This window comes from Microvenator marinus (assembly GCF_007993755.1).
In the GTDB taxonomy this organism is placed as follows: Bacteria; Myxococcota_A; Bradymonadia; order Bradymonadales; family Bradymonadaceae; genus Allomicrovenator; species Allomicrovenator marinus.
In genome coordinates this window covers 3,704,943-3,721,099 of record NZ_CP042467.1, presented here as the reverse complement: position 1 = coordinate 3,721,099, position 16,157 = coordinate 3,704,943, and the positions used below count along the sequence as shown (strand labels likewise).

14 protein-coding genes and 1 other annotated feature are annotated in these 16,157 nt (G+C 56.3%); of the genes, 6 read left to right on the top strand and 8 right to left on the bottom strand.

All coding sequences use genetic code 11. The features are described 5' to 3' along the window. The first annotated feature begins 57 nt into the window (after nt 1-57). The 3 genes from FRD01_RS15240 to FRD01_RS15230 are packed head-to-tail and all read left to right on the top strand — an operon-like array spanning nt 58 to nt 4,141. Nucleotides 58-2,577, top strand: a complete 2,520-nt coding sequence (locus FRD01_RS15240) for an MYXO-CTERM sorting domain-containing protein (RefSeq protein WP_146961102.1) — start codon at nt 58-60, stop codon at nt 2,575-2,577. Further along, nucleotides 2,574-3,677: an outer membrane protein assembly factor BamD gene (locus tag FRD01_RS15235; protein ID WP_146961100.1), complete on the top strand. Its 1,104-nt coding sequence runs from the start codon at nt 2,574-2,576 to the stop codon at nt 3,675-3,677. Before FRD01_RS15240 ends, FRD01_RS15235 begins: the two co-directional genes overlap by 4 nt. Then, complete coding sequence (locus FRD01_RS15230) at nt 3,674-4,141, top strand: alpha/beta fold hydrolase (protein WP_249755657.1); 468 nt, start codon at nt 3,674-3,676, stop codon at nt 4,139-4,141. Before FRD01_RS15235 ends, FRD01_RS15230 begins: the two co-directional genes overlap by 4 nt. A gap of 3 nt (nt 4,142-4,144) precedes the next feature. Here FRD01_RS15230 and FRD01_RS15225 read toward each other — a convergent pair whose 3' ends face one another. Genes FRD01_RS15225 through FRD01_RS15210 form a run of 4 tightly spaced genes read right to left on the bottom strand, consistent with a single transcriptional unit; the run spans nt 4,145 to nt 8,949 of the window. Continuing rightward, a complete protein-coding gene (locus tag FRD01_RS15225) occupies nt 4,145-5,338 on the bottom strand; it encodes a formimidoylglutamate deiminase (protein ID WP_146961096.1) in 1,194 nt (397 codons plus the stop codon). Nucleotides 5,339-5,341: 3 nt separating this feature from the next. Further along, nucleotides 5,342-6,991, bottom strand: coding sequence for an MXAN_2562 family outer membrane beta-barrel protein (locus FRD01_RS15220; RefSeq protein WP_146961089.1), 1,650 nt, complete (start codon nt 6,989-6,991; stop codon nt 5,342-5,344). A gap of 8 nt (nt 6,992-6,999) precedes the next feature. Further along, a complete protein-coding gene (locus FRD01_RS15215) occupies nt 7,000-8,007 on the bottom strand; it encodes an aspartate-semialdehyde dehydrogenase (RefSeq protein WP_146961087.1) in 1,008 nt (335 codons plus the stop codon). 24 nt (nt 8,008-8,031) lie between these two features. After that, the gene (locus FRD01_RS15210; protein ID WP_146961085.1) at nt 8,032-8,949 is read right to left on the bottom strand and encodes a 2-oxo acid dehydrogenase subunit E2; all 918 of its coding nucleotides are present in this window, start codon (nt 8,947-8,949) and stop codon (nt 8,032-8,034) included. A gap of 54 nt (nt 8,950-9,003) precedes the next feature. On the opposite strand from FRD01_RS15210, the gene FRD01_RS15205 reads away from it, so the two are divergent. After that, nucleotides 9,004-10,017: a M28 family peptidase gene (locus FRD01_RS15205; RefSeq protein ID WP_249755656.1), complete on the top strand. Its 1,014-nt coding sequence runs from the start codon at nt 9,004-9,006 to the stop codon at nt 10,015-10,017. A gap of 14 nt (nt 10,018-10,031) precedes the next feature. Beyond that, a complete protein-coding gene (locus tag FRD01_RS15200) occupies nt 10,032-10,430 on the top strand; it encodes a hypothetical protein (protein ID WP_146961081.1) in 399 nt (132 codons plus the stop codon). Between the two features lie 24 nt (nt 10,431-10,454). Here the strand turns inward: FRD01_RS15200 and FRD01_RS15195 are convergent, their stop codons facing one another. Together FRD01_RS15195 and FRD01_RS15190 are read right to left on the bottom strand one after the other, a co-directional pair. Next, nucleotides 10,455-11,693, bottom strand: a complete 1,239-nt coding sequence (locus FRD01_RS15195; RefSeq protein WP_146961079.1) for a hypothetical protein — start codon at nt 11,691-11,693, stop codon at nt 10,455-10,457. A 478-nt stretch (nt 11,694-12,171) separates the two neighbouring features. After that, nucleotides 12,172-12,573, bottom strand: coding sequence for a hypothetical protein (locus FRD01_RS15190; RefSeq protein ID WP_146961077.1), 402 nt, complete (start codon nt 12,571-12,573; stop codon nt 12,172-12,174). A gap of 77 nt (nt 12,574-12,650) precedes the next feature. Here FRD01_RS15190 and FRD01_RS15185 point away from each other — a divergent pair. Continuing rightward, nucleotides 12,651-13,837 (top strand): IS3 family transposase gene (locus FRD01_RS15185; protein WP_430700837.1). Its coding sequence is split into 2 segments (ribosomal slippage): nt 12,651-12,930 and nt 12,930-13,837, totalling 1,188 coding nucleotides; the frame shifts between segments, so codons are not numbered across the junction. Continuing rightward, nucleotides 12,920-13,036, top strand: a sequence feature (AL1L pseudoknot). (Overlaps the previous gene by 117 nt.) A 93-nt stretch (nt 13,838-13,930) precedes the next feature. Here the strand turns inward: FRD01_RS15185 and FRD01_RS15180 are convergent. Together FRD01_RS15180 and FRD01_RS15175 are read right to left on the bottom strand one after the other, a co-directional pair. After that, a complete protein-coding gene (locus tag FRD01_RS15180; RefSeq protein WP_146961073.1) occupies nt 13,931-14,611 on the bottom strand; it encodes a hypothetical protein in 681 nt (226 codons plus the stop codon). A 198-nt stretch (nt 14,612-14,809) separates the two neighbouring features. After that, the gene (locus FRD01_RS15175) at nt 14,810-16,138 is read right to left on the bottom strand and encodes a hydroxymethylglutaryl-CoA reductase, degradative (RefSeq protein WP_249755655.1); all 1,329 of its coding nucleotides are present in this window, start codon (nt 16,136-16,138) and stop codon (nt 14,810-14,812) included. Nucleotides 16,139-16,157 lie beyond the last annotated feature (19 nt).

The following is a 16,157-nucleotide window of genomic DNA, read 5'->3' as shown; positions in this document are numbered from 1 at the left end:
TATTTAATTCATAAGGTTGTATTGAGGTCTGAGTACTACGACTCGGGAGGCTATTTAATGCTGAAATTTTGGATTGGAATTGGACTCATTTCTCTAGGTTCTTTGGCTTGTATCGAGACCGAAGAAGAGCCGGAACCTCAGGTTCAGACGGAGGTTCAAGCCGTCGTGGAGACGGATTCACCGAACTGGTTCTTGGCGGGTGATGAGGGCCTCGTGGAGTTGGCGGGCGGCAATGACGGCGAACCGGACGTGCTGACCGGCCGCTTTGTGCTCGATGGAAATTCGGTCAACGATGCATCATTTGATGGCCAACGCTGGGTGCTGGTCGGCGACGGACGCCTCCAAGCCGTGGACACCGAGGTCAACCGCCTTCGCGATATGCGCATGGTCTTTGAGGGCGCGCCGGTCAACTTCATTCGAAAGGCAAACATCGGCTGGGTGATTGGTGGGCAAGGCGGAAACGCCATGGTCCTGGACGCTGAGGGTGAGCCGACCGAGACGGAAGCCGTGCTCCTTGATGGTGAGAACCTGGTGGATGCGGCGTTTAACGGGCTGACATGGCTCTTTGCGTCTGAGGACCGCGTCGCAACCGCAAACGCCACGTTGGAGTCCGGCACTGTCAATGACGTGCTCGAAACTCGCGTCATTTCTGCCGTAGCTACCGCAGGCACGCCAAGCTCTGGCGCGCCAAGCGGGTGGATTGTCTTCGGCGGCGATTCGTTCGAATTCGTGCGCCAAACTGGCGTACCGCAAGGTGGAGTCCAAGTTATTGAGGCGGGTATTGAAGTCACAGACGCAGTCTTCCAGAACGGAAAGATCCTCGTCGGCACCGCGGATGGCCGAGTCGGGATCATGGACCCAGCTACGCGGACCTTTGACGCGTGGAATCAAGTCTTTAACCAGGCTGTTCAAAAGATTGAAGTTGCCGATGGTCAGAGCATCGTGCTCGGTCGCGAAGGCCAAGTTCGACTCCTCGATGCTACCGGCGCGCCGAGCGGACAAGCGGTTGACCTGGCTACGTCCAGAACGCCAGTCGCCGCGTGGCTCGTGGACGAATCGTGGCGCATTGCGCTCGGCGAAATCGGATTCGTAGAATTTGTGGGCGCCGACCTCACGCAACTTCGTACGCTCGACGCGCGCCTTGAAGGACGCACGGTTCGCGGTGGTGATATTGCGACAGACGGTGTTCTACTGGTGGGTGACGAAGGTCGTATCCAACTCTTTGACCTCATGGGCGCGCCAAAATCGGATGCCCAAACCCTGGAAACAGACGGCACGCTATATGCCGCAGCATTCAACGGAACGGACTTCCTCGTGGCAGGCGAGAACGGGTTTACCCAGTTGGTCGGCCAGGACGGGACGCCCAAGGGCACCCCAAACACCCTGCTAGACTCCAAAACCATTCGATTCGTGTCATGGGGCCCCGGCTTCTGGCTTATCGGTGGCGACGACGGAACCTACGAGCGCGTTCGCCCAGACGGTACCTCGGGCGGCGCGCCGGTCCAGATTGAAGGTGTAGAAACCCTTTACGCAGCCAAGAGCAACGCTGTGGAGTGGATGGTCGCCGGCCTCAACACGCAGGGAACCGGCGTCTACGTGATGGTCGCCTCCAACGGCAACCTACGCGACGATCCGGTCAGCCTGAGCGGCTTTGAGGGCCCCGTCTATGCGGTGGAATTCAACGGTCTCGAGTGGATTTTGGCAGGGGCTGGGGGCTCGCTCATCCGTCTAAACAACGAAGGCGTAGCGCTCGGAAGCGCGTCCAACGTGTTCAACGGCTATGATATTTTCGACATCTCCTACAACGGCTCTACGTTCCTCATATCGGGGCAATTTGGCTCGGTTCGAAGACTTGCCGCAGACCTTCGCCCTGTGCGCGCTCCGATCGCGCTCATTAACCAGCGCGATATCTACTTCGGTAAGTGGACCCGCGCCCGCGGATTTGCGGGTGGTCTCTGCGTGTCCAACGCCCGTTGTTTCAACGCCCCGTGCGTGGGCGGAGTTGAGAGCGGCCAGTGTTGCGACTCCGCGTGCGATAGCCCGTGCGAGAGCTGCGTGCTCCAAGATACCGGAGAGCCAGACGGGACCTGCGCGCCGGTTGTTGCCGGAAAGCAACCACCACTCAAGGCTGACGGTTCGGGCTCAGGCGCATGCCGCCGCGAGGCCGAAGACACGTGCGGATTCACAGGTACATGTGACGGCGAAGGCGCGTGCGCTGAGTACGACAGCTCAACGGTCTGCGGCGAGAGCACCTGTGTTGGAAGCACCTTCTACGAAGTTCTGACCTGCGACGGTGCAGGCTCCTGTGTTCAGCCTGAAGGCCAAGAGTGCGCCCCATACGTGGGATGTAACCCGGCGTCAGGGTGCGCCACATCGTGTGCCATCGATGCCGACTGCATCAACGGCTACAGCTGCGAAGAAGGCGAATGCCAGATGACGACCGACGAACCCGGCCCCGGAAATGCTTCGGGCGGCGGAGGCGGTGATGACGGCGGCTGCAACACCACCGGTTCCGGCATCTCCTTCGTGCTCCTCATGATGGGCCTTGGCCTTGTGCGTCGGAGAGTTCAGCCATGAGATGGGTGTTTGCACTTTTGCTAGCTATGATGCTCGTGCCCGGCTTGAGTGCTGCTCAGGACCTTGTGGTAGAGGGTCGAACGGAGCGCACCACAGCCGAGGAGCTTTACGACAGAGCCTTTGTGAAACTGGCGTCGGGCGACCCGGATGGAGCGGTGCGGGACCTCGAGATGATTCTTCTCGTCTACCCTGCAGATCCAATCGCGCTGAAGGCCAATGCGGTCTTGGATATCTTCTACGAGGAAGGCCCTGAAGTTGAGCAGGCTAAACCCGGGCGGCGGCGAGGAAATGAGTTTCCGAGCGGGCTTGCCCGCGGCGAGCTCGTGGTGACCCAAACCCTGCACGGGATCGCGCTCGGAATCGAGATGTGTATCGTTATCGAGTGCGATTCAGGGCGCTCGACCATCTCAACCTTATTGGTTGGGGCGGGGGCTGGCTTGACCTTCTCACTCCTCGTAAACCGTGAAGAGGGCGTCTATCCAGGCATGGCATCGGCCATGAATTCCGGCACCTATTGGGGCGCGTGGCAGGGACTTGCAGGAAGCATGCTGCTCGACCTCGACGAAAAAGAGACGGCCGGCATCATGATGGGAACGCAGCTTCTAGGTCTTGGCACTGGCTATCTCATCTATAACAACCTTCAGCCGAGCTCGGGCGATGTCTCGATGGCCACCTCAACCGGACTCTGGGCGGGTCTGCTGACCTTCTTCGTTCACGGTGCGACCGAGTTCGCGGCCTCAGAAAAGGCGATCTGGGCATCACTGCTCCTGGCTTCGGATGCCGGCCTTATCCTCGGCAGCGTCTTGACGCGCCACTACCCAATGAGCCGCGGAAGAAGCCTAATTATCGACGCATCCGGCATCGCCGGGTCGTTGGTGGGGCTGGGCGTACCGGTCTTGATCCAGGGTGATTCTCCCTCGGCACCTTTTGTGTTCACCGGAGGTATTGTGGGCATGGTCTCGGGACTGGCCCTCGCCACCTGGGCCACCCATGAGAATTGGGACACACCGGAAGAGCTTGCTGGCGTGCGTTTTGGAGTTCAGCCTTTGAACGAAGGGCTTGGGGACGGTGCCCTTTTGACTATGGGAGGCGCCTTTTGAAGGTTTTCTTTTTTCACGGCCTCGAATCTGGTCCACACGGCTCAAAGTACCAAACCATCTCCAAAACCTACGGTGTGACCTCGCCGGACTTCCAGGGCCTTGACCTTGAGGCGCGAGTGGCCAAGGCTGAGGCAGAAACCGCCGGGCTTGAAGATATCATCGTCGTGGGGTCGTCGTTTGGTGGCCTCGTGGCGGCCTTGCTCTACGACCGGCATCCCGAGCGATTCAGAACCTACATCCTCTTGGCGCCTGCCATCTACGACGAGCGTAGCTCAGGCATCTCAAGGGCACCCAAAGACGGCGTGGTGATTCACGGTACGCACGATGACGTGGTCCCAATTGAGCCCGTCCAGGCGTTCGCCGCGAAGCATCACCTGAGATTTATTGAGGTGGATGACGAACATCGCCTAGCCGCAAGCCATGATGTGATTATGGAAGCGCTCGCTCAGGCGAACGCTGGCTGAGCCCTAAGCCGGACGAAGCCCGCTTGTACAAAGGACCAAATGCGAACTCAGCGTCTGCTCAGTCCACCCTTTCAATGCCGGGTGTTCCAAATCAAAGCCGATCCAATCCACTGAATCTAGCCCCAAAGATAGAGCGCCATTCTTGGAGCTCATGGGCAATAGCACATCGCCAGTCTCCACGGGACCACCTACGCGCTCCGAGTACACCTGCGCCAAGACGTTTCGCCGTTGGTAGCGCAGACGTTCGTGGTACTCGATAATTCGCATCTCCTCGATGAAGTCGACCTGAGTATGACTATCCGAGCCGATACAGATAGGGACGTCGCGCTTCACGAGTTCCAGTGCGGGCAAGAAGCCATCTCCGAGATTTCTTTCGGTGGTTGGGCACGCACAAATCACAGGTTTTGCGCGGCCCAAAACATCGAGCTCTTCCACGCTCAGATGGGTGGCATGAACCAGAGTGGTATGCGCCTCAAAGAGCCCGAGTTCATCAAAGACCAAGACCGGAGGTTTGCCGTACTCTGCCTTGCTCTCCTCAATCTCACGCACCTGCTCATTGGCATGAATATGAAGGGGAATCCCGTGCTCGACTGCAAAATCTCGAATACCCGAGAGCCACTCGGCCGGCACCGCACGAATACTATGGGGTGCGACTCCAATATTGACGCCGTCGGCGCCCTTATATCGCTCCAGAAGCGCTTCGACGCGCGAAAGGTAGCCCTCCAAGGTAGGTTCGATAAAACGGCGCTGGTGGGGCTCTGCGGCGCGCCCAAAGCCTGCGCGATGATACGCCACCAACAAGAGCGTAATCCCAATGCCAGCATCTTGTGCGGCGCGAATCACCTGGTGCGCAAGCTCGTTAGGGTCCGCGTAGCGGCTCCCATCTTGCGCGTGATGCACGTAGTGAAACTCCCCAACATGCACGATTCCAGCCTGACGCATCTCGCTAAACGCGTCTTTACTCACCTGATAGAGCTCTTCGGGCCCAAGGCTAAGGGCCAGCTCGTACATCGCGTTTCGCCAGGTCCAGAAGTCGTCTCCGCCAGGCGTAGCGTACTCGGCGCGGGCGCGCATGGCGTGTTGAAACGCGTGGGAATGCGCGTTCACAAATCCCGGAACCCATGCAATCTGGCCGTCCGGATAGCCCTGAGGCGAGCCCGAGACCCAAGAATTTTCCGTCCAAAGAAGTGAGGTCATGACTTAGAATTCGAAGTTGAGACCGAACATGAAGTAGTCGTCGCTCAAATTCAGCCCAGCGCCGCCAAAATCGTCGACCTGGGCAAAGACGTACTCCGCAAAGAGATACGAATTGTTTACGCCCCAATTATGGTCAAATACTGCGGCACTTGAGGAGTCGATGACATCGAGCAAGAGGTGCAGTCCTAAGGAGCCGTGATATCCCCATTTACCGCCAAACGCCTCAGCGCCACCAGCCACTGAATTCTCGCCGTCTGGTCCTTCAGACCACCAGAGGTAGTAGTCGAGGCCGACCTTTGCAGCTGGTACGAGCGGGATAAAGTAGCGCGTAGCCAGCACATCAAAGCGGTAGAGTAATGAAAGTCGGTTCGGCAACATGCTGAAGCTCGTCTCATCTGAGATCTCCGAGCCGTCTGCAGCCACCGCATTTCCTGTCACGCTCGAATATCCAAGCGCATAGGAGACGCCCAGCTTTCCGAAGCCCTGCCAGATATAGAACCCGGCTTCCATCTCGAGGTACCAGAGATTGCCCGTACCAAAGACGTCTTGGAACGGCGTGCCCGATACTTCTTCATCGATCGCTGGGTACATGCCCCCGAGCTTGAGTTCAAAGATCCCGTTGATATCGGACTCTGCGTGCGCACTCGGTGCAGCAAGAAGAAGTGGTGCAGCGATTGCGGCAGCAGCGAGCGGCGCGGAGAAACGACGACGCCGAAAACCAAAGAGAGCCAGAAGGCTCAACAAGCCAAGAGTCCCAGCACCGGTGGAGCATCCACCTTCTTCAGCGCCACCGGCGGCCTTGTAGGACTCCCAAAAATCGATCGTCTCGATAGCCTGAGAGCTTTGAACAGCGCTTAAAATACTCTCATTTCCCGTCTCATCCACGGCCACCATAGCCACGTAGACCGTGGAGCCGGCGGGCGTGCTGACCACAAAGCTCGCGGAGGTTCGGCCACCCGCGGCAGTCACAAACTCAGAACCCAAACCAGATCCCGGAACCACGCCGCCATCAAAAGGCGTGGTGCTGTAGTAGATTCCGTATTGACCCACGTCTTCGGAATCGGAGAGTTCCCACGAGGCATCGATTCGGTCTTCGGTCACGGTGATATCAAAATTCGCCGGAGGGCTTGGGCGCACGGTATCCACGATGATCCGCGCGTCTGCCGTCACGAGCTCCGTGTCGGTTACGGAGGCCTCGCGCAAGGACGCGCGCAAGAAGAACTCAGAATCAAATCCATCGCACTCATCGGCGCTCGCGATACCCACCATATCTTTGAAGGGCATCAACAATCGGACGAGCTCGGTGGTCAGCACCACCTGCGTGTCTTCGTCAAGCGTGGTGCACCCCGAAGGGCAGTTGACCGGTGTCGTTGAACCCCGCGGCACCTCGAAGAGATAGCCGGCCTCAAGTCGCCGCTGCGTGCCAGACTCCTCCGATGGGTCGATGGTGGTGCCGAACGTGATATTCACCTCACTTCCGGCGGCCAACATACGCTCGCACTCGGTAATCCCAACGTAGGCAGTGTTTTCCTCGGCGAGGAAGGTACTTGGGACGCTGAGCGTGAGCTCGTCTACGAGGGCGGTTGTCGTGGGCTCAAGCGCAGACGCACTGAAACCAACACCCATCATCATCCAAAAAACAATTTGTCTCATCTTTGCTCTCAGCGCTTGATCAATAGTTCTGCGATCTGAACGGCGTTTAGTGCGGCACCTTTCAGGAGGTTATCCGAGACCACCCACATATGCAGGGTCTGAGGTCTCGAAATATCCTGACGAATCCGGCCGACCCACGTGGTGTCTGTGCCTTCGGCATGACGAGCCAGCGGGTAAACGGATTCCTCAGGGGAGTCGGCCAATGTAACCCCGGGAGCGGCCCCAAGTATTTCCTGAGCTTGTTTTGCGCTCAGCGGCCTATCAAAATCCACGGTGATGGACTCCGAGTGGCCACGCATCACAGGCACGCGCACACAGGTCGCGGAGACGTCCATCGTCTCGATTCCCATGATTTTTCGGGTCTCATAGACCATCTTGAGTTCTTCTTTGGTGTATCCGCTCGGGTCGAACTTATCGATTTGCGGAATGACCTCGAATGCGATCGGGTGCGGAAAGGTGCTCGGCTCGGGCTCGGACTCGCCGGCCACGCGCGCCTTGACTCCGTTCCAGAGCTCCCAGATCCCCGTCTGGCCAGCGCCCGAGACCGACTGGTACGTAGACACGACCACGCGTTTGATGCCTGCCGCGCGGTGCAAAGGATTGAGCGCCACCACCATCTGGATCGTGCTGCAATTTGGGTTCGCAATGATGCCCTGATGCGTGAGCGCAGCCTCGGGATTGACCTCGGGGACCACGAGCGGCACCGTCGGGTCCATGCGGAATGCGCTGGTGTTGTCGATGACCACCGCGCCTTGCTCGGCCATTCGCGGGCTATGAATCTTGCTCACCGCGCCCCCTGGCGACGAAAGCACGAAGTCCACGCCTTGGAACTGCGCTTTTTCCAGGTCCTCAACAACGACCTTTTCGCCCTTGAACTCAATGCTCGAGCCGGCGGAGCGCGCCGACGCCAAGATTCGAAGTTCACGAACCGGAAAATCCCGACGCTCAAGCGTATTCAGGATTTCGCGTCCCACCGCTCCCGTACCACCTGCCACTGCAACTACATATCCAGACATATCGACTCCAAGGCCTTTGGCCGATTAAGCTTCGGCTGGCGCTTCTTCGCGCTCCAATGCGGGTTCCATATCATCAGACGAGTCATCCACACGCCCGGCCTTCGCTTTGGCGAAGGTCGATGGATGCGGGAAATACTCATAAGGATTCTCGACGCTACCTCGGATGAAGCGAACGATGACGCCGATCTGATAGCCGTCATAACACCGGTGATCAAATGTGCATCCCATTTGCATCACTTTGCAGGCCTTGATCTCCCCGTCCACAACCATCGGTCGGTCAAAGATAGCACCAGGCAGCGCCACAAGAGGTGTGCGGCTTGCAGGAACCAGAGGTGCAAAACCAAGTCGAATATCAAACGATGCAACACTGGACACCATGAAGCTTCCGAATGGATCGCTGCGAACGCCAAGCCCATCGAGGTCTATGGGCACGTTGAAGGTCAGGAAGTCCACCAATTGAACCATCTTTCGAATCAACCACGGTGGCACGCGATCGATCATCTTCTTCTGGCGCTCAAGCCCTTGGTCCTCGCCCGCACGCACCTTCTTGGCTCGCCCCTTAAGAGCCTCGTTAATCTCAACGAGATTGAGCTCGTCAACCGACCGAATCTGCACGCCGGAAAGGTCCGCTTGGCCGTCACCGGGAATCATGACCTGGCAGAAGGCGTCGAGCGTATTTCGCTTCTGGATCCGGCCGTTGACCACCATCACGTTGAGCACCGGGTCTTGAGCCATCGCCTGAGCCATGACAAGGACAATAAACGAGGTCATGGTGAGCTTTACGCCACTGGCCTCCTCTACTTCCTTGATGTACTGCAAGGCCTTATCGACGATGAGGGTTTCGTAGCCGTAGATCGTGGGGTCATCAGGTGGGGCCCACATGCCCACCGAAATCTTTCTCCACGACGACAATTTCTTTACAGGACTCCAGTATTTACCCATCGTATGCTCCGATGCCAGTCAAACGCGGCGGACTCTACTATTGAAATCCTCCAAATGTCTACGGTTACCATGGCTAAGATTAAGAACGTCCTCATTCTGCTCACAGTATCCTTGCTCGTCATCGGCTTGAGCTTTTGGCTTTTCCTCTACTGGTGCACCACCATGCCTGGCACGCCATACGAAGGAGAGCTTCCAGCCAAAAACACCATCGAGCTGCAAAAACGGCTTGAGCGCGACGTGCTCTCGCTGACTCAACTGCGCCGAAACTACTCAAAGCCCGATGAATACGAGTCGAGCGTGGCGTTCATCGAAGCCCGACTTGCCGGGCTCGGCTTGGAAAGTACACGCCAAGCCGTACCCACCGAACGTGGAGACGCGTTTAACGTAATCGCAATAATTCCGGGCACCGCCAAAACCAAGGACACGTTGGTCATCGGCGCCCATTACGACACATACGCCAGCACACCCGGTGCCGACGACAACGCCTCGGGAGTGGCGGGTGGGCTGGAGCTCGCGAGAGTCTTCAAGGACAAACCTGCGGCCAAGAACCTTCTCTTTGTCTTCTACGCCAACGAAGAGCCGCCCTACTTTCAGACCGAGGGCATGGGGAGCCTCGTACACGCAAAGTCGCTTGCTAATGACCCCAACATCAAGGCTATCGGCATGTTCTCGCTGGAGATGCTCGGCTACTACGATACCGCGCCAAACACGCAAAACTATCCGCCACCCCTCGACTCCTTCTACCCTGACCGCGGGGACTTCATCGCGTTCGTGGGCTCGATGTCTTACAGGGATATCGTGACGTTTAGCACCGGCGTCTTCCGCGATTCGGTGGATTTTCCGGCGTACGGATTCGCGGGGCCGGGCTTTATCCGCGCCATCGGGTTTTCCGACCAGTGGTCGTACTGGCAAGTTGGGATTCCAGCGCTTATGGTGACGGACACGGCATTCTTCAGGAATGACAACTACCACACGTCAGGCGACACACCTGACACGCTGGATTGGGATCGGTTCGCAAGGGTGGTAGAAGGGCTAGAGCCCGTGTTCAGGGCGTTTGACGAGCGTTAGCTCAAGGATTCGACATGTGGAAAGGCATTTTACTCACGCTCGCCATTATCGGACTGGCAGCCGGCATCTGGTTCGGCACGCAAGGTGTGGCACCTTCAGGAACTCAAACTGAGTACGAACACTGGGTCACCATCACCTCGTACCCAACACCTGCAGATGTGCTCGTGGATGGCGTAGTCCGCTACCAAACTCCCACCAGAGCCAAGGTCATTGGTCCCGAGACCTGGGAGCTTCGCTACAAAGACTTAGATCCCGTCTCCCTCGAAGTCTCCAAAGAAATGCCCCACGAAGTCCATGTCGAGTTTGAGATGGACGGCGAGGCCTACATCCAGAAGCGGGCTTCGGAGATGGAGGAGATGAAGGAATACAAGAAGGCAACGCCCCGCAAGATCAAGATCGAAAAAGTGAATTAGTACAGAATCACGTACTAGAGCCTGTCAATCTGCGGGCCGCCGGAAGATTAGGCGATTACTACGGTACGCCCAATAGAGTGATGGAAAGTCCGGGTTGATTCTATTGTCCCAGCTCACAGCGGGGTTCCATGGGTTGTATATACCCACGAGCCACACCACGGTCTCAGGCCCGGGATTAAGAGGGATCTCTATCGTATCGCGGTGAACAAACTCGCGGGTTTCTTGAGGCAGAGCAATCAGCATGGCCTCCTCTTGAGCCACATAGTCCACGAAGGTCACGATCTTCATTGGAACGTGTTCGTGTACGAAGTTTTCTCTCGAAGTACCACGGAAGAGCATATTCATCTCCACACTGGTCGCGTCCTCTTCCACTTCGAACACCGAGTCTCGCTTCGTACTTTCTTTTGGATGCTCCTTGAAGATCGAGATGCGATTACGGAGACTCAACCAGTCAGAACGCTGCTCATACGCCTTTTCTTCGGGCGTTAACTCCGGTTTTTCTGCGAGAGGAAAACAAGGGTGCTCGGGCACATCGAAACCCCCGTAATAGAGGGTCATACGAAACATCTGCACCATTTGAGACACCATTGCGTTTGGCTTGAAGAAGAGCACAACGACGTCATAAGAGCGGGCCTCTGGAAACGCTGAGGCGGGGATCTTCACATCCAGAACTTGTGTGGTTTGGTGGGGAACCGACATGAAGAAGGATTGCACCGCGTAGTCGCGCCCTTTCCACTCCCATTCGTAGTCAGCCTCAACGCTCTTATGGTCTACCAAGACCGTAACTGCCAGGTACTCGGGAACGATCTCAGAATCCTCATAGGGAAAATGGTCCCCAAGCCGAAAGTGCAGGTCGCTCCCGTACGGAAGCCACATACCTTTGAGACCTTGCTGGGTGCCCTCATCCCCCAATACACTGATGTAGTTGGTTGAGAAGCCTCCCAGCCCTTCCATCCACCTTTCAAGCCCATCCGAGCTCGCTACGTCTCGGGTAAAGGCCACGTAAGGGGGATATGCAAAAGGTTCATCCACGTGCACGGCGGGTATGGGCGCCGCAGCGGAGTCACAAAATGGCGGTGGAACAAAATCTTCCAAGCCGGAATCCGCCAAGTCTGTGTCTAGACCCGGAGGCATATCCAGCCCAATCTCGGCCGGTTGCCCCACGTCAACCGAGCCAAGATCGGATTCTTGCTCATTTGCAATATCGGCACATGCAGCCACGCTGAATGCCACGATCAAACAAGACCATTTCAACGGAAGCAATTTGGTGCGCTCCCAGTGAATGTCTCTGGATAAACGGCCCCAGGACCTCCTTTTTCTACTCGACTCGCACCACACACACCCATACGACGATCCCTGCTGATCCCAAAAGGTGGAGTATCATGTTTGACTTCGACATGAGAATCTACGTATCCACCGTAAGAGGTAAAATAGTCGTTCTCAAGGATAGCTGAATCAGCCTTGATCAGCAGCCTTCGGAAGACTCCCGTGCCGGAGGTGTAGTCAAAATTCGTTTGAAGCGTATTCCACTTCGTGTTCTCGTATGATTGGAGCACATCACTGAGTCAGTACTCGTCCGAGGTGCTCCACGAGCTTGACAAGGCTGTCTCAATCGCTGAGAAACGCCAGCCTCCGACTCACTGGAGTCAAGGTGGTCTCGTTCAAGCCGTCTCCCTTACTCGAAAGAATAACGAGAGAGATGGTGAGACTGAATCCATCAGCTACAACGTTTTGTTAGACCTCATTGGTTCGCCCTGTCTTCGCATTTGACATCGACACACACAAAGGGAGTGTCGGGGTTCTTAGTGCCGAAACCAAGGCAGGCATACTTGCCACTTTCAACGTCGCAGAACGACCTAGCTCCTGATTCGCAAGTGAGTGGCTGGTCGCACTGCTGACCCGGACACTTCTGCTCACAGGCCGCTTCTAGACCATCGGCCCAAGCTTCTTCTGACATACAGTCGTAGCCATTGTAAGGCCAGAAGACGAGTTCTCCAGCAATCATCCTTGCGCACTGGCCGTTGTAAGTGTGGTGGTTAGCCATTGTATCCTTGTCGGAATCAGGCTCGCCATCGTCGCCACATCCTGTGACGAAGTTGATTGAAAGAAAGATGATGAATAGTACAAATGAAATTGTTCTCATAATAGACCTCCGTTGTAAGTCAAAGACTGAATCGTACCGGGATTGTTGGAGACTCTTATAAATGAGAGAATCAAACGATGACAAACCCAAGAAACAAATTTTCCCCAGAAGTACGAGAGCGTGCAGTGCGGCTTGTTCGTGAGACACGTGCTGACCACAAATCCGAGTGGGCCGCTATCACGTCGGTGGCCACGAAGATTGGATGCGTGCCTCAAACGCTGCAGAAGTGGATTCAACAAGCCGAAGAGAATAGCAAGGCGCCGTTGTCCGACGAGGAGCGGATCAGGCTTTTGGAGCGTGAAAACAAAGAGCTCAAGCGCACCAACGAGATTCTCAGGTTGGCATCCGCGTTTTTCGCACAGGCGGAGCGCGACCGCCCATCAAAGAAGCGGTGATGTTTATCAACGCACACCGCGAAACCTATGGGGTCGAGCCAATTTGCAAGGTCTTGCGAATCGCCCCATCGACATATTACTGGCATGTAAAGCGTAGCCAGGAGAAGTCCAAGCGCGACCTCAGCGACGAGCGTTTGATGGCGGAAATACAACGCGTTTATGACGCGAGTGATGGGATATACGGCGCCCGAAAAGTCTGGCGTACATTGACGAGACAGCACAAAGATTTGGCTCGCTGTACGGTTGAGCGCCTGATGAAACGGGCTGGGCTGAGAGGCGTGACTCGGTGCCGCAGGGTGCGCACTACTGTGCGATCCAAAGCCGAGTGCCCCAAAGATCTGGTACAGCGCAACTTCAACGCCGAAGCCAAAAACCGGCTATGGGTTGCGGATTTGACCTATGTGAAAATCGCCTCAGGTCATGTTTACGTGGCATTTGTCACTGACGTGTTTTCGAGGCGAATTGTCGGGTGGCGTGTTTCAACCTCCCTAACCAGCGACATCGCAGTGGACGCATTGGAGCAGGCACTATTTGACCGCAGACCAAAGGGCCTCATTCACCATAGCGACCGTGGGGTCCAATACCTCTGCGTGAAATACAGCGCCCGCCTCGAAGACGCCGGGATCCAGGCATCGGTTGGAAGTGTGGGCGATAGCTACGACAATGCTCTCGCGGAAACGATCAACGGACTCTACAAGGCGGAGGTCATCCACCACAGAAACAGGAAGTGGACAAACGTACAGGATGTGGAAAAGGCGACGATGAACTGGGTGCACTGGTTCAACCACCACCGAATCATGGAATCACTGGGATACCTTTCCCCTGCAGAATATGAAGCTGACTTTTCGTGTCAGGCAATGGTAGCCTGACTTAACTAAACTCTCCAAGAAACCCAGTACGCCTCAGACTTCACTTAAAGTTCATGATGACTTCAAGTGAAATGATGGTATCGATGATTACCTTCACTTAAAGTACTCGTATCGCGTGGAGGCATTGTGCCACGAAATGAAGTGCGGTTTGTTTGGCTCGCATACCCCCTCAACCATTTCTACCTGCTCTGCCTCAGTGTAGTAAGAACACTGTCTGACCTCGAATGTATCACCTCCCGCACTGACCGATTTAGTGTCGCACTGGTTGAGCCGTGCGCTGATCAGGTCATAGATTCCCGTGTCTTGGATATCTATGATCCCATCAGGACTGGCCAACGCGCCCCAAAACGGATTCAGGTCTTGATATTGAGAAATGCCATTGGAATCAATCCAGACCAGGGTGTCCGTGATGACGAATTGAAAAGGGAAGGGACCACACTCATTAGGTCTCTGCAAGTTCACATCATCAGCACAGCCTTCGCCTAACGCCAACCCGTAGAAGGCATCAAGGTAATCAGTGAGCTTGGCCCATTCTCCGTCATGAAGAGGGTGCCGCACAGCAGGAATTCCGTCGCCCGAGTTCGGGTCAATGGTGATCGTTAGCAGTCCCGCCACCGAGTCCCACGATGATGTCATTCCGATCGCCTCGCGATAGTCGCAAATCGCTGACGCGGAGAATCTTGGTGCGTCGTTGAGACCAAACGCAACACAATCGTCATAACCATCCCCCAACGGGCCGGTACAATCGGCCCATGATTCGGTCGCGAAGATCATGGTGCTAGAAAGTGCGGCGATGAAAAATAAGAGTTTTTTTGCATGGTTACCCTCCTCCCGGGTGTTGTTGAGCTTTCAAAGTGACAGGTGAAAAACCACTTGTCAAATGGTTGTTGCCACAAACTCAACCAAAGGAGGTTCGGCACGCATTATGCCGCACCTGAAAGTCCCCAGAAATACTGAGCGTTAGATGGATACTCAGAGCTGCGAGTTTCTGAGCTCGAAGAGGATGCGGCGGGCGCGGTCTACCTTGATGTCCTGGCATTTGAGCAGGTGCTTAACTACGTCGTCGATCTCGTCTTCCAACGCACCAGCGGTGGCCGCCACACTACGTGCGTGCAGGGACATATGGCCGCGCTGGATGCCTTCCGTGGCGAGCGCCTTGAGCGCCGCCATATTCTGTGCGAGCCCCACGGCTGCCATCACGCGGGCGAGCTCACCAGCAGACTCGACTCTCAGGATTCGGTGCACGAGCTGGACTGTGGGATGGAAACGAATCGGCCCACCAACCGTTCCTACCGCCAGGGGGACTTCGATTTCGCCCACAAGATGCCCGTCTTCAACCCACCACACGGCGAGCGGGCTATACTGACCTGAACGCGCGGCGAAGGCATGGGCGCCCGACTCTACGGCGCGCCAGTCGTTGCCGCTCGCAATACACACCGAGCTGATGCCGTTCATGATGCCTTTGTTATGCGTCGTCGCACGATAAGGATCTACCTCCGCGAACTGGCTCGCGAGCTCGATTCCCTTCGCCACGTCCTCGCCGCTGAAGCCTCGCCAGCCGAGCTCAGAAAATGGAATGCGGCATCTGGCCACGGCCACACGCTCATCGCAAAGGTTCGACAAGATCCTCAGCAGGATGCGCCCATCCGTGAGTTTCTCAATCTCTTGCGCAACACCTTCAGCCATGGTGTTGATCATGTTCGCGCCCATCGCATCGCAGGTATCGATCACAAGGTGCACAATGAGCATCGACTGATATTTGCCCTCTTCGATCAGGCGAACGCGAATATCTTTGGCACCGCCACCGCGAGCCACCATGCCTGGCTCAAACTCGTTTGCGACCGCGAGCAGGCGCGCCTTGTTCTCAAGGATCGCCGCCGAAGTTGCATCCCAATCCGAAGCGCCAACTACCTGGATCTGCCCGATCATTCGTGAGCCCGAGTACTCGGTTTTGAATCCGCCAGAGGGTCTTGCAAGCTTGGCAATATGGCTCACTGCCGCAATCACGCTCGGCTCTTCAACAGCCATCGGCACCACGTAGTCTTTGCCATCGATCAGAAAGTTCAGCCCGAGTCCGAGCGGAAGCTCAAGCACACCAATCGCGTTCTCAATCATGTGATTGGCGGTATCAAAACCGATTTCACCGCTTGGCCGAAGGTACTCGACGTCTTCCTCGGTTAGAATCTGAGCGTCGATCAGGGCCCTGTAACGCTCCTCCTGGCTCATCTTGAAGAAGCCGGAGATACGGCTTGTGGGGCGCTCATCATTCATTTCAATGCTTCGAATTGGCTGTGCTTGCATAGGTCTTCCTACAATTTGC

Coding starts and splice junctions, on each gene's coding strand:
- FRD01_RS15240 (WP_146961102.1), top strand. CDS start 58: ATGCTGAAATTTTGGATTGGAATTGGACTCATTTCTCTAGGTTCTTTG.
- FRD01_RS15235 (WP_146961100.1), top strand. CDS start 2,574: ATGAGATGGGTGTTTGCACTTTTGCTAGCTATGATGCTCGTGCCCGGC.
- FRD01_RS15225 (WP_146961096.1), bottom strand. CDS start 5,338: ATGACCTCACTTCTTTGGACGGAAAATTCTTGGGTCTCGGGCTCGCCT.
- FRD01_RS15220 (WP_146961089.1), bottom strand. CDS start 6,991: ATGAGACAAATTGTTTTTTGGATGATGATGGGTGTTGGTTTCAGTGCG.
- FRD01_RS15215 (WP_146961087.1), bottom strand. CDS start 8,007: ATGTCTGGATATGTAGTTGCAGTGGCAGGTGGTACGGGAGCGGTGGGA.
- FRD01_RS15210 (WP_146961085.1), bottom strand. CDS start 8,949: ATGGGTAAATACTGGAGTCCTGTAAAGAAATTGTCGTCGTGGAGAAAG.
- FRD01_RS15205 (WP_249755656.1), top strand. CDS start 9,004: ATGTCTACGGTTACCATGGCTAAGATTAAGAACGTCCTCATTCTGCTC.
- FRD01_RS15200 (WP_146961081.1), top strand. CDS start 10,032: ATGTGGAAAGGCATTTTACTCACGCTCGCCATTATCGGACTGGCAGCC.
- FRD01_RS15190 (WP_146961077.1), bottom strand. CDS start 12,573: ATGAGAACAATTTCATTTGTACTATTCATCATCTTTCTTTCAATCAAC.
- FRD01_RS15180 (WP_146961073.1), bottom strand. CDS start 14,611: ATGATCTTCGCGACCGAATCATGGGCCGATTGTACCGGCCCGTTGGGG.
- FRD01_RS15175 (WP_249755655.1), bottom strand. CDS start 16,138: ATGCAAGCACAGCCAATTCGAAGCATTGAAATGAATGATGAGCGCCCC.